Origin of the sequence: Dyadobacter sp. CY327 (genome assembly GCF_021390415.1) — a bacterium.
GTDB lineage: Bacteria > Bacteroidota > Bacteroidia > Cytophagales > Spirosomataceae > Dyadobacter > Dyadobacter chenhuakuii.
The window spans coordinates 225,784-238,952 of record NZ_JAJUXJ010000006.1 but is presented as its reverse complement, the minus strand read 5'-3'; the positions used below and the strand labels follow the sequence as shown (position 1 = coordinate 238,952).

Sequence of the window (13,169 nt, the reverse complement as noted above, 5' to 3'; positions counted from 1 at the left end):
TAAAAAGGTTTCTTGACTTTCCTTCCGTTTATCGAAAAGATTTAACAGACCTACGACCTCCTATTTACTTTAGATCAGTTAACGAAAAAATGAAAGCGATTTTGGCGGGGGGCTTAAATACAAAAAGAGCCTGTTGCCAGGCTCTTGATGCTTTCGGATCAACCGATATTAGAAAGTAACGTTGAGTAAATATTCGTTTATACCAAATCGCCTGGACGACCTTATATTGCGGAGCATTGTAGATTAAATACTATCAGTTACTAAGTAATAATTTCTATGCAAAGATAGCTTAATCCTTTTCTTCTAAGCACTTTTTGCTTGAAAAAATTCGGATCATTTCGTAAATCAGCCTGAATAAGTCGGATACGCACTTTTTTGCTAACTGGTTCCTGTTCTGATGTTTAATGCTACAACTTGTTGAAAGATCGTACATGTAGGGCCATATGTATGGAACAAGGGATTTGTTAATATCTGAGTATCAACTTAATTTGTATAGCGCTGGGTTGTGGCACTAAATTATCAGGAGCTTTTATGAATTTACCTAACACGATTAACAAGATGAAGCACATCATACTATCCACTACATTCATTGCCATGCTGGGTGTATCCCATGTGCAGGCCAATGTAACAAGCCCGGTCATAACCGAATTAAGCGTAAGCCAGGATAAAGTTGCTGTTCGGCCGGATGACCTGCCCGAAGCAGTTAAGAATACGCTTTCGGGAGAAGCTTATGCAGGCTGGCAGGTTACCAGTGCTTTTTTGGTTACAAAGGAAGATAACTCGCAGTATTTTGAGATCAATGCCAGGAAAGGCGAAGAGTCAACTGTCATCAATCTAGACAAATACGGGAAGAAAGTTGATTAGGACTGCACGTTATATTTATTAGCTCAAAATGAAAAGCCGGACATTTATCCGGCTTTTGGCGTTTGTTTTTATAATTTTACATTTCCCCTGCTCGTTAGTTAGTATTTATTTTTGATAATCAGAAAACCCATGGCCCACCTGCTCCTCGTAGAAGACGATACTACATTCTCAAAGCTGCTAAGTAATTTCCTTGGTAAGCATGGCCATTCGGTTAAAGTCTGTTCAAATATCAAAGAAGCAAGAGAAGCACTGAAAAGTAGCGATAGCGAAGAACCGTTTGAAGTGTTAATGCTGGATTATCGTCTTCCGGATGGTAATTCGGTCGATTTTCTAAAAGCACTGAGAAGTGAAGGAAACCGTACTGCTGCATTCATCATGACAAGTTTTCACGATGTGCGTACTGCTGTTACAGCCATGCAGATCGGTGCTTTTGATTACATAACCAAGCCGGTTAACCCGGAGGAACTGCTTATGGTACTGCGAGAAGCACTTAACAAAGCCGAATCAACAGATACAAAGGCGACTCCAAAAACGAAGGTCAATGCGAAAGCCGACAAGCAATCGCTGGAATTCATTGAAGGGAAAAGCAAGATTTCAAAGCAGCTTTACGAATACGTTCGATTGGTTTCGCCAACGGATATGTCGGTGATTATCCAGGGGGAAAGCGGCACAGGAAAAGAGCATGTCGCCAAATCGATCCATAAGATGAGCAAACGTAGTAACGGGCCGTTTGTAGCGATTGATTGCGGGTCATTATCCAAGGAACTGGCTGCGAGCGAACTTTTTGGTCACAAAAAAGGCGCATTTACCGGTGCATTGCAAGATAAGATCGGGCAGTTTGAGGCAGCCGATGGCGGCACATTATTCCTGGATGAGATTGGTAATCTTGGATATGACGTTCAGATCAAGCTTTTACGCGCATTGCAGGAGCGTATCATTGTGCCGATTGGCGCTACGCAGCAGATTAAGGTAGATGTGCGGTTGATCGCAGCCACCAATGAGGACCTGATGACCAGCGCGGCGAATGGCGATTTCCGTGAAGATCTTTATCATAGATTAAACGAATTTAAGATAGAAGTTCCTGCGCTGAGAAAAAGAGGCGAGGACCTGGGCATATTTATTCAACATTTTGTAGACAAAGCGAACGAGGAATTAGGCAGGAATGTGCGCGAACTGTCCAAAGAAGTAATGGATGTTTTCCATAAATACGACTGGCCGGGGAATTTGCGTGAGCTGAACAATGTCATCAAGCGCCTGGTGTTGCTCTCGAAAGAAGAAGTAGCCACATTAAGCGCGTTGCCCGCAGAAATGATCACCGCTCTGGAAGATCAGCAAAAGCCAACGGGCTCAGATCTGAAAGCTTTGCAGGAAACACATGAAAAGGAGATGATCGAGAAGGTTTTGCAGGAAGTGCGCTACAATAAGAGCAAAGCTGCGAAACTGTTAAACATCGACAGGAAAACGCTTTATTACAAGATAGAAAAATATCATATTGAGTAAGCCAGGGCCCTTTCCTCAACCTGCTCAACCACAATGGCAGCGTTTTTCACAACCTGCTGCATTTCCGCGATTGAAATTTTAGAAGGGTCTTCCCGTAAAGCGACTTCATATTGACGGAGCTTGGCCGAAAGCTCGCGGGCGCCTATTTGCCCCGTGCGGCCGGCCAGGCGATGCATGAGTTCCTGCGCTTTGTCCAGGTCGTTGTTTTGGATGTAACTGTCCAGATCGCTTACATCCTTTCTCGAATCCTTTACAAATTGTTCCAGAATTTCCCGGAGCAGGCTTTCATCACCAAAAGTCATTTCATTCAATGATGTAAAATCAAGCGCCGTTTCGGAGTTTTCGATCACGGTTTTTTCCGGAACTTCGGCTTTTGTGGACGAGGCTTCCAGCAGTTCCAGCAGTTCATTGGAATGGAAAGGTTTCATTAAGTATCCGTCAAATCCCATCCCTAGCAAGCCTTTTCGCTCCTCAGGAAGCGCTTGCGCGGTAAGTACGAAGAATTTAGTGCTCCCGGAAGCAGATTGGCGGAGGCGTTTGCAAAGTTCTGCGCCGTTCATGCCAGGCATACGCATGTCTGTAAGCACAAACTTCACCTGCGGATCCCACGGACGGCTCAAAACCTCCTCTGCTGAAGAAAAACATGTATGCGGAATGCCGTTCCTGTCCAAAACGGACGAACACCATTTCAGGATAAAGGCATCATCGTCGACGAGCCATACTTTTCCGACCACATTATAATTTCTGTTGTCCGCTTCCTCGGGCGTTATTTCCAGTGTTTCAGCTTTTTTCATACGGGTGGTTACAAAAAAAGTCGTGCCCTTCCCGAGTGTGCTTTTGACTTTAATCTTGCCCGACATGCCTTCAACCAACGCTTTTACAATGCTAAGGCCCAGACCTGTGCCGCCATATTTACGTGATATGGAAGGATCGGCTTGTTCAAATTGGTTAAACACGCGCTGAACTTGTTCCGGCGATAGGCCGATGCCGGTATCCGAGATCTGAAATTCAATTTCAAGATCGCTGTCACTCTCAAAACCTGTAACCCGCAATACCACCTCGCCGCTTTCGGTGAATTTGATAGCGTTTGTAAGCAGGTTGTAAAGGACCTGGCGCAGCCTGAACGGATCGCCGTTCAGATAGAGTTTTGGAGAAAGCCCGTTTTCAAATTGCAATAAAAGTCCTTTCGAAACCGCCGTTGGCCGCAGCATCTGAACGACTTCATTGAGCAAAGGATTAATAGCGAAAGTCCGTTCCTCAAAAGTAAACCGATCCGAGATAATGCGGCTGTAATCCAGGACTTCGTTGACCAGATGCAGCAGGTGCTCTGATGCCGAATGCAACGTTTCCAGATCCTGTCGTTTCGGTTTTTCGTCCTTTTTTAATGCTTCGGTATAACCTATAATGGATTGCAGCGGCGTGCGGATCTCATGACTCATATTGGATAAAAACCGCTGTTTGGCCATGCTGTGATATTCGGCTTCCTCTTTGGCTTCTTCGAGCTGGCTGCGATAGGCGTTGCTTTGGGTAATGTCCGTAAAAATGAGATAGGAAAGCATCGCAGTCAGGAAAAAGAATCCCAGCATGATATACTCCAATGTATTAATGCTGCCGGTCACAATGTTTTTCGACCTGGAACCTTCCAGATTGGATTCTTTCAGCACTTCTGCTTCCACTTCCTGCATTACATCCAACAATTGCTGCACGAGTGAATTGCCTGCTGTGGCAAGTTCCTGCTCCCGGTCTACAAAGCTGGTTGTCCTGATTTTTTGTGATTTTTCAATGGCGTGCACCGCTTCGCCCACTTTTTCAATGGTGCTATCCTCCTGGGCAACGGTAATTGTATCGACCTGCACATTCACTTCCTGTTTCTGGACCACTTTCGCTGGTGGCGGAGGGGCGTTTTTCTTTGCTTTTTTCGAACCGCCAAACACCCGGTTAAAAAACCCTTTTTTCTCGCTCGCTTGCTGTAAAGAGTCAGGTAACTCCGTGTAAACGGTCGTTGTAGTCGTTCGTTTTTCCGTTTTTACAACCGTGCTATCCGGTTTCAGTTTTGTAGTGATCAGCCCGGAAATGGATTTTACTTCTTCTTCCAGATCCTTGTTATTGACCAGCTTGGAGCGGACTTTCACATACTTTCCATAAATTTTTTCCCGCTCATTCAGCAGGCTTTTCATAGAGTCAATGCGAATGATCTGAAGGTGGTCGTCCAGGCTCATATTGCTCAGCGAATCCAGCGTTGCAATGAGCTCTTTGGATTGCGCTAAAACCTGTTCGTTTTTTTCTTCCCCTTTTAATGTGCGTGTGTTTTGTAAATGGTTGAGCTGAATGATGTTTTTAAAAACTTTATTGACCAGCCGAAGCTTATCATTCGGCGTAGACATTACTTCCAGCTTGATCAGCATATCTTCAAATGCCTCCTTACTGATAATCCACGACGTGCCCAATGCCAGCGACGCCAGCAGAAATCCCAGCAAGACTTTGCCTTTAACTGATTTTAGGAAAAAAAGGTCACGAAGAGCGGACATATCGGAATGTAGTATGCAATGTCTTTAACGAATTTACAATCGTAAAAGGTGCAATTCAGCTGCATCTGTCTGATTTAGAATGTGAATATAACGAAAAAAAGGCTGCCCCGCATATTTGGGCAGCCTTTCCAAGCGTATTTCAAAATGCACCCCGCAGCTGCGAAATGCAGGTTTATTATTTTGCAAGGGAATTAATCCATGAAGCAATTTTCATTGCATCAGACTTTGAAACCTGCGGCATAGGAGGCATTGGCGTTGCATAATCCGGCCAGTTTTCAGGTTTTGGATGATAGATCAGATCAACGATCTTTTCATTGCTGTATTTGCGTTTGGCAACATCCAGGTAAGATGGTCCAACCACCTTCTTGTCGGCAGCGTGGCAAGCCAGACATGTATTTTTTTCCAAAAGCGGTTTTACCTCTGCAAACGTAGGCACTTTCACGGCTGCGGCTTTGCCGGTAGTTGCTTTGCCTTTTCCATCCGGAGAAACGTGCTCTTTTTCAGGTGCAGCAACCGAAGCAGCCGCTTTTCCTGATCTGGTCGTTTTCAGGTCAGAAACTTTCAATTTCTCTCCGTCAGGAATGTTGTTCAATGTGTAGTAAGCATCCGTATGAACGAGCGACCAGCTGTTTGTAGCAGCACGAACGCCTTCCAGCTGGATTTTGTGCACATAATACTGACGCATGCCATCCAATACGATTCTCACTTTTTTGGCATCATCAGAAACCTTTACACCCACTACTTTCACTTCCTTCGTATCGATCGGAGGGCTTCCGTAAACAGGGTAATGTTTGTACAAATAGCTGCTCACATTATAAGAATCAAGATCTTCCGCAGATTTACGATCAACCGGCATTGTGAATTCTATTTCAAAACCATCCGGCTGAGCCTTCACTGTGTACATTTCAAATGGCATTTTACCATTCCATACCAAGCGCTGCAAACCCTGGTTAGCATCTCCGGCCGAACCCCATCCGCGGTTTGTTTCACCTACGAACATAGAACCGTCTTTATCAAAAGCCATACGCAAAACGCCCGACTGGAAACCGCTGCGGAAGCCAATGCTCGCACCTTGATATTCACCTTTTACTTTTTCCAGAACAATACGCATAATGTTGCTTTGTCCCTGGTCGCCCACGAAAACCTGTCCTGTAAACGGTCCGAAATTGCCTTGAGTATTATCCAAAATCAGTTCTGATGTAGAAACACCGTGCACACCATATGGAAGCCAAACAGCCGGAAGCTGCACCATATCGTATTTTTCTTTCAGCTGATAAAGGAACTGCGGCGTTTCGTTGCCTGTGTTTTCAGGCTTGATCGCCCGTCCTTTGTCGTCTTTATTCTGGCGGTTGTCGCGCTCAGCGAAGAATTGCTTTTCTGTAAGTTTCACGGGTGTGCCGGCAGCCCATTTCAAACCAGCCGGGTGGCCCATGAAGCCTCCTTTTTTAACCTGAAAAATTCCGCCCGTTCCCATCCAGTCGCCCTGGTTGTCTGTATAGAACAGCTCGCCATCGAGCATGCTGATTCCCGCAGGAGAGCGTACGCCGGTTGCATATGGTTCGAATTTTCCGTCATTGGTAATGTGAAAGATCCAGCCACGGCCAGGCACACGGCTTTCGCCTCTCCACCATTCTTCGTCACCAAAAGCCACGTTACCACTCACAAAAAAGCTTCCGTCCGGTGCCAGTTTAGGCCCGAAAGAATACTCATGATAATGTCCGGATAATGGCCATGCGTAAACGGTTTCGTAAACATCCGCTTTGCCATCGCCGTTTTTATCAACCAGCTTGGTAAGCTCGCCGCGTTGTGCGCAGTATAATGCACCTTCTTTGTAAGCAAGGCCAAGAATTTCATGCAGACCAGTCGCGAACTTTCTGAAATAAGGCGTCCGGCTGGTCGGGTTATCCACGATCCAGACCTCTCCGCGGCGTGTGGAAATGGCCAGTGAGCCGTTTGGCATGGTCGTTAATCCACCCACTTCAAGGATAATGCCTTCTGGAATGGGCGGGGTGACGATTTTGTAAAAGTCTTCTTCTTTGGGTGATTCCTGTGCTTTCAGCATTGAAATCGTTGCCAGAAGAGCAAACGCTATTTGAGCAATTTTTTTCATTATATATGAATGTCTATAAGGATTTTGAATCAGAACAGGATCGAATATTTCACTTCACCATTTGTAACCGGCACCAATAATTCCTGCGCGCCGTCAGCGCTTCTGATCTCAGGTTTAACACTTTTATCAGCCAGTTGGATGTAGTACGACTTGTTGTCAACTGCATAAAGTCCGTCTGCCACTTTTTCAATGTTCGATCCGTCAGCCAGTCTGGCAACCAGGTCTTTTGAGGGATTGTTTACCTTAATAATCCGCTCGAAATATTGGTTATTCACTACGGAAATGTAATCTGTTACAGCCGATCCAAATGCCTGATATTGGAAAGTAGGAACGTCCTGGTCGTCCAGAACATAGCCTTTCGGGCGGTAACCGCTGCCGGTTGTGTCGGCCTGCCATTTTCCTTTTGCCGATTTGCCAAGGACCATATCATTGCCCAATAGCGTCACGCTTCCTCTTGGACGGGAAGATCCGTCGCCGCGGTCGTGCCACATCGGCGTTGCATCCAGGAATTCACCGCGCCAAACCTGCAAAACGGCACCTTTGTCCAGGTCGTAAGTGTAATGCAGATTAGTAGGGCTTCCCACCGAAACTGCATGCACCACACGCTGTCTTTTTTCTTTGCCTTTTTTGAAATCCATAAAGCTCCGGGTAACATTGTTTGTTCCGGCAGAGATCAGGATCGGGTCATTAACGCCGCCAGCCATGGCAGAGCTTTTGGTATGGTAAGCAATTTCCCTGAAACCAGGTCCGCTCACCCAAAGACCAAGAACCGGGCGCATCCAGCCATCTTTTTTGTTATTGAATATTTCAATGGTATGGTCACCCGCTTTCAGATTCACTTTTCCCTCACGGAATTCGTTGTTGGACTTCCATTGGGCATCGATCACATATTTTCCGTCGATCTTCAAGTATGAATTTCCGGAAGCCTGTAACTTGAAGTTGTAATCGCCATCCGTAGCGGCATTGTAGCGACCAGTATATACGTAAGAGTAATTATTGTTCTCTTTCAGTATTTCCCAGCTCAGCGCTTCTGCTTTGCCTGTCTCAGCGGCTGTCATTTTAGAAAGGTCCTCTGTTTCGGACAAAGCACCATAGTAAGTCTTGTAAGTCAGCTCCGATAACGTTCCCGGCTTTTTATCAAAATTATTGATCACAATGTTCTTGATAGCCAATGATCCGTGGTCACCCTGAATGCGGATCGGGCCCATCGCCACATCTTCGCCGGTTAATGAACCGCGGGTAGGGCCGCTTACTTCTACATTTTCATGGATCGTAACGCCATTCAGCACGATTGAAAGAAATACTGCATTGGCAGTTTTTTTTCCGTTTGCATCAAAGCGGGGCGCCTGATAGGAAATCTTAATGTTTTGCCATAATCCGGGTGCTTTGGCCACATTGAAACGCGGCGCATAACCTTCATAACCTTTTTCGCCTTCGGGTTTTGAATCATTCCAACGCTCGTAAATTCCGCCGTTATCATTGTACTTGGCCGTTTTTTTACCCCAGCTGTCAAAAAGCTGCACTTCGTAGTTGCCTTGCAAGTAGATTCCGGAATTAGATCCTTTGGTCAGCATAAAATCAAGCTCAATGTCCAGATCGCCGTGCTTGAAATTGGAGATCAGTTCATATTGGTTGCCGTATTTTCCTTTTTCGTGTGTACAAGCCAGCACACCTTTTCCGGGTGTCGTGATCAGTACATTTTCTTTGGAAATATCAGCTGCTGCATTACCGACGATCTTCCAGTTGTCGGATTTGGTAGTGAACGCACTCAGGTCGTTTAAAGGGATAGGCTGCTGTGCATAAGCGGATTGCATAGCAAATGCAGCAATCCCACCTGCAAGAAGTTGGAAAAGAGAACGGTTAATTCTAAACATACGTGAAGTAAGCTTGTATCGGTTTATTTAAAATGCTGCCCGGCCATCGGTCGACGCGGGTGCAAATTACGTGATAAGAATCCAAAATATTACATTTAATTAGGTGAGAACCGCGTTTGTTAATGCTTTTTACCTAATGTTGTGTTTTGATATTATTTCAATAGTAATTAGTCCAAAAAGTTATTTTTTAAAATGAAAAAACTAATCCTAACCGCGTTCAGCCTTGCAACGGCATTTGCTGCACATGCCCAGCTGCAACCTGCTAAGCAAACGCCTGAATCGAGTGAACTTTGGAGCCCGGTTCCCCGCGTTGTAACGCCTGGTAAACCGTCGACGGCTGTTTCCGGTTTTACTGCGCCTTCGGACGCAATCGTTTTATTTGATGGAAAAAATCTGGATGCATGGGTTTCAGGCAAAGATGGCAAAGCCGCTGCGCCCTGGACCGTTGGCGATGGAGCAATGACCGTTGCACCCAAATCAGGTGATATACAAACCAAGCAGACTTTCGGAGATTACCAGCTGCACATTGAATGGCGTACACCTGCGAAAGTAGAAGGCAACAGCCAGGGACGTGGTAACAGCGGTATTTTTATGCAGGGCATTTATGAATTGCAGGTTTTGGACAGCTATAACAACCCAACTTACTCCAACGGACAAGCCGGATCTATCTATAAGCAAACCATGCCGCTTGTGAATGCAACCGTAGGTCCAGGTGAATGGCAGACTTACGACGTTGTTTACACAGCGCCGCATTTCAATAAGGATGGTCAAATGACGATTCCTCCATACATTACGGTGATCCATAATGGTGTTTTGGTTCAAAATCACACCATGATCCAGGGAACAACTCCTTATGTAGGCCAGCCAACGATCGAGCCACACGGAAAAGGCCCGATCAAGTTACAGGACCATAACAATACAACGAGTTTCCGCAACATCTGGATCCGCGAGCTGTAAGCAGCAGGCGATCCGGCGGCAGGTGCTTCGGGCACGGCTGAATTCAGGTATAATATTTTAATGGCTTAAATGGTTTAACAGACTGTTTAAGCCATTTTTTTTGTTCTGTTATCGTTATATTAGTTTATCATTTGCGTTAAGAATTCAATGTCATGCAGGAGATAGAGCCTTATTACAATTGGGAAAAACATTATATAGCCAGCCATGACGAAAAATCGCCGTTCCATGGCAGGACCTACAATCTGGATTATTACGAAAATGCGATTTACGGCTATTACATCCATCCGTTATGGGACGAAATCGGCTCCGAAACGCTGTATGTAAAGATCCTTTTTGCCGATTATACGAAGCGTTACGCAGTGATCGAAATGTTTGGAGAGTGGAATGATGCGTTGCATAATGACATTATGTTTTTTAAAAGACAGGTTGTCGACCCGCTTGTGGATCAAGGCATTAACCAGTTTATTCTGATGGGTGAGAATGTTCTGGACTTTCATGGAAGCGAGGATGATTACTATGCCGAATGGTTTGACGATGTGGAAGACGGCTGGATCGCTGCGGTAAATTTCAGAGAGCATGTGGAGGAGCAATGGAACAAATTCAGGCTCGATTACTATATCAATTTCGGGGGGACATTGCAGCTCAATAACTGGCGTACGATGCAGCCTGAGCCGTTTTATGAGCTTATTAAAAAATTGATGGTTAGAAGGTTAGAGTAGTACAAGCTGAATAGTTCCTTGCAACGTTGCCAACTCCTTTGTAGCTTTCGAAATCAACTGTTACATATTTTTCACCTTAAAATTCTTTTCCCAATGGCCGAAAACGAAAAACCCACACCCGAAGAGGTGACAGAATCGCTTCAAAAGAAAGTTGAAGAGCTGAAAGAGCAAGCTGCTGAGGAAAAGGAGGAGATCGTGGATCAGGCGGAGGAAATAAATGAGGACGCAGAATTGTTTGAGACAGACAAAGCGGATGAATTGGAAACAATAGCGGAAGAGGAAATTCAGGAAGCCGGTGTGGCAGCAGACGGAATCAAGTCGGAGGTTTACGAAACACTTGACGATCTGAAAGCCGCGGGCGAATCGACAGCCGACCGAACCATAGACGAAGCGCTGGAATTGGAAGCCGCAGCAGAAGATAAAGTGGAGGAGGTAAAAGCAGATGCTGAGGAAGTGAAATCAGGCTTCTCGCAAAAAACGGAACAGTTACAAAACGAAGTCGAGCTGAACATTGCCGCCGGAAGAGTAAAAGCAGAAGAGATTTTTTCTGACCTGAGCGAAAAAGCAGAAGATTTCAAAGAAGCAGCCACTGAAAAGTATGAAGACATTAAAGATGCGGCTGTTGACAGATACGAGGACCTCAGAGAAGATCTTAACGAAGCATTTGAAGAAACCAAAGCCATTGCAGCCGAAAAACTGGCCGAAGCGCAGCAGAGAACGGAAGAGCTGAGGGCCAAAGCCGCCAGTGAACTCAGGGAAGCAAAGGAAGTTGCCTCGGAGAAATATGATGAAACCAAAACAAAAGCCAGAGGCTTCTGGGCAAGATTGTTCGGGAAGTGATTTGGGGAAAAAATGCTTTAAAACCTGTCGGATCTATGCTGGCAGGTTTCACTAATAATCTGCCTTTTAATGTCACAACAAACATTTTCAATTCCTTATAAGCATCCATTTAGTCCGGATAACAAATACAAAAAATCAGTTGTTTATTTCTCAATGGAGTTTGCCGTTGATCAGGCGCTGAAAATCTATTCAGGTGGTCTGGGCTTCCTTGCAGGCTCGCACATGCGTAGCGTATATGCGTTGAAGCAGAACCTTATAGGCGTAGGAATGCTCTGGAAATACGGTTATTACGATCAGGGCAGGACAAAGGACGGCAGTATGCAGCCTGAGTTTCATGAGAAAATGTATTCATTTCTGGTAGATACAAAAATCCGCTTTCAGGTTCCGATCATGGGCAAGGATGTCTGGATTGCAGCGTATTATCTGCCGCCGGATGTTTTTCAATCTGCCCCGTTATTTCTGCTAACCACGGACACCGACGGCAACGACGATACCACGCGGGCAATCAGCTATTCCTTATACGATGCGGATGTAACCTACAAAGTGGCGCAGTGCATGGTGCTGGGCATCGGCGGAGCGCGTCTTCTGGAAGAACTGAGCTATGAACCTCAGGTGTATCATTTTAATGAAGCGCACGGTGTTTCGGGGATTTTTCATTTATTCAAGAAACTCAAAAAAGTGGCTGAGGTGAAGAAGCGCGTTGTTTTTACAACGCACACTCCCGAGGAAGCAGGAAATGAAAAGCACGACATTCACTTTCTTGAAAATCTCGGATTTTTCTCAGGTCTGGATCTGGACACGGTCCGAAAAATCAGTAACATAAAAGGCGACACATTCAACCACTCGCTGGCGGCATTGAGCATGAGCAGAAAGGCCAATGGTGTCTCCAAGCTCCACGGCGAAGTGTCACGAAACATGTGGAAATCACATAAGAACATTGCAGAGATCGGCCACATTACGAATGCGCAGAACAACACTTATTGGGTTGATAGCGAATTGGAAAGCGCACGGATAGCAAAGGGTTCAGAAAGGATTTCTGCCCGAAAAAAAGAGCTGAAAAGGGTTTTGTTCAAAACAGTGGCTGATCAATGCGGTAAAATATTCGACCCCAATGTGCTGACCATTGTCTGGGCCCGCAGATTTGCAGCTTATAAAAGGCCGGATATGCTTATCTGGGACTTGGAACGCTTTAAGAAAATCATGGAAAATAAGGAACAGCCCGTGCAGGTGATCTGGGCCGGAAAGCCTTACCCGAAGGATGAGGGCGCGATTGACACTTTCAACAAGCTGTTTTATACAAGCCATCATTATTCCAATATGGCGGTGCTAACGGGTTACGAGCTGGCACTTTCCAAGTTGCTGAAAGACGGCTCGGATGTATGGCTTAACACACCTGTCGTTACCCGTGAGGCTTCGGGGACCAGTGGAATGACAGCGGCTATGAACGCTTCCCTGAACCTGTCGACATTTGACGGCTGGATTTGCGAATTTTCGAAGGATGGTGAGAATTCATTTCTGCTGCCCGTGGCAGAAGGGGATGATATCAACAAGCAGGATTGCGATAATCTCATGCAAAAGCTGGAAACATCGGTCATTCCAACTTACTATGCCAACCAATCAAAATGGCAGCAGATGGTGCTCAACAGCATGAACGATGTCAGCATTGAATTCAACTCAGATCGTATGGCGCGGGAGTATTATGAAAAGCTTTATTAAGCGGTCGTTACGGGAAATCTAAGGGATTCAATAAACGTTATAGTATTTGTAAATTGCTGCC

General features: G+C 45.5%; 9 protein-coding genes. 6 read left to right on the top strand and 3 right to left on the bottom strand.

Features of this window, described 5'->3' with window-relative positions:
• Window positions 1-531: 531 nt before the first annotated feature.
• Window positions 532-864 carry a hypothetical protein gene (locus LZG74_RS16080; protein ID WP_233797561.1) on the top strand — a complete coding sequence of 111 codons (333 nt, stop codon included), beginning with the start codon at window positions 532-534 and terminating at the stop codon, window positions 862-864.
• Window positions 865-993: 129 nt separating this feature from the next.
• Window positions 994-2,364: a sigma-54 dependent transcriptional regulator gene (locus LZG74_RS16075; RefSeq protein WP_233797560.1), complete on the top strand. Its 1,371-nt coding sequence runs from the start codon at window positions 994-996 to the stop codon at window positions 2,362-2,364.
• Here the strand turns inward: LZG74_RS16075 and LZG74_RS16070 are convergent.
• The 3 genes from LZG74_RS16070 to LZG74_RS16060 form a co-directional block, all read right to left on the bottom strand.
• A complete protein-coding gene (locus LZG74_RS16070; RefSeq protein ID WP_233797559.1) occupies window positions 2,352-4,892 on the bottom strand; it encodes a hybrid sensor histidine kinase/response regulator in 2,541 nt (846 codons plus the stop codon). The two genes, LZG74_RS16075 and LZG74_RS16070, sit on opposite strands and share 13 nt — an antisense overlap.
• A 175-nt stretch (window positions 4,893-5,067) precedes the next feature.
• Complete coding sequence (locus LZG74_RS16065) at window positions 5,068-7,002, bottom strand: c-type cytochrome (protein ID WP_233797558.1); 1,935 nt, start codon at window positions 7,000-7,002, stop codon at window positions 5,068-5,070.
• A 29-nt stretch (window positions 7,003-7,031) separates the two neighbouring features.
• Window positions 7,032-8,876: a family 16 glycoside hydrolase gene (locus LZG74_RS16060; protein ID WP_233797557.1), complete on the bottom strand. Its 1,845-nt coding sequence runs from the start codon at window positions 8,874-8,876 to the stop codon at window positions 7,032-7,034.
• A gap of 192 nt (window positions 8,877-9,068) precedes the next feature.
• Between LZG74_RS16060 and LZG74_RS16055 the strand changes: the two genes are divergently transcribed.
• The 4 genes from LZG74_RS16055 to glgP all read left to right on the top strand — a co-directional run bounded on the left by LZG74_RS16055 (window position 9,069) and on the right by glgP (window position 13,108).
• Window positions 9,069-9,833, top strand: a complete 765-nt coding sequence (locus tag LZG74_RS16055) for a DUF1080 domain-containing protein (RefSeq protein ID WP_026628728.1) — start codon at window positions 9,069-9,071, stop codon at window positions 9,831-9,833.
• A gap of 152 nt (window positions 9,834-9,985) precedes the next feature.
• Window positions 9,986-10,552, top strand: coding sequence for a hypothetical protein (locus LZG74_RS16050; RefSeq protein WP_233797556.1), 567 nt, complete (start codon window positions 9,986-9,988; stop codon window positions 10,550-10,552).
• 93 nt (window positions 10,553-10,645) lie between these two features.
• The gene (locus LZG74_RS16045) at window positions 10,646-11,392 is read left to right on the top strand and encodes a hypothetical protein (RefSeq protein ID WP_233797555.1); all 747 of its coding nucleotides are present in this window, start codon (window positions 10,646-10,648) and stop codon (window positions 11,390-11,392) included.
• A gap of 69 nt (window positions 11,393-11,461) precedes the next feature.
• Entirely contained in the window at window positions 11,462-13,108 is a 1,647-nt protein-coding gene (glgP, locus tag LZG74_RS16040) for an alpha-glucan family phosphorylase (RefSeq protein WP_233797554.1), read from the top strand.
• Window positions 13,109-13,169 lie beyond the last annotated feature (61 nt).

What these genes read in the sequence shown, in the direction of transcription:
- LZG74_RS16075 (WP_233797560.1), top strand. Translation starts at nt 994, where the DNA reads ATGGCCCACCTGCTCCTCGTAGAAGACGATACTACATTCTCAAAGCTG.
- glgP (WP_233797554.1), top strand. Translation starts at nt 11,462, where the DNA reads ATGTCACAACAAACATTTTCAATTCCTTATAAGCATCCATTTAGTCCG.
- LZG74_RS16045 (WP_233797555.1), top strand. Translation starts at nt 10,646, where the DNA reads ATGGCCGAAAACGAAAAACCCACACCCGAAGAGGTGACAGAATCGCTT.
- LZG74_RS16070 (WP_233797559.1), bottom strand. Translation starts at nt 4,892, where the DNA reads ATGTCCGCTCTTCGTGACCTTTTTTTCCTAAAATCAGTTAAAGGCAAA.
- LZG74_RS16065 (WP_233797558.1), bottom strand. Translation starts at nt 7,002, where the DNA reads ATGAAAAAAATTGCTCAAATAGCGTTTGCTCTTCTGGCAACGATTTCA.
- LZG74_RS16050 (WP_233797556.1), top strand. Translation starts at nt 9,986, where the DNA reads ATGCAGGAGATAGAGCCTTATTACAATTGGGAAAAACATTATATAGCC.
- LZG74_RS16060 (WP_233797557.1), bottom strand. Translation starts at nt 8,876, where the DNA reads ATGTTTAGAATTAACCGTTCTCTTTTCCAACTTCTTGCAGGTGGGATT.
- LZG74_RS16080 (WP_233797561.1), top strand. Translation starts at nt 532, where the DNA reads ATGAATTTACCTAACACGATTAACAAGATGAAGCACATCATACTATCC.
- LZG74_RS16055 (WP_026628728.1), top strand. Translation starts at nt 9,069, where the DNA reads ATGAAAAAACTAATCCTAACCGCGTTCAGCCTTGCAACGGCATTTGCT.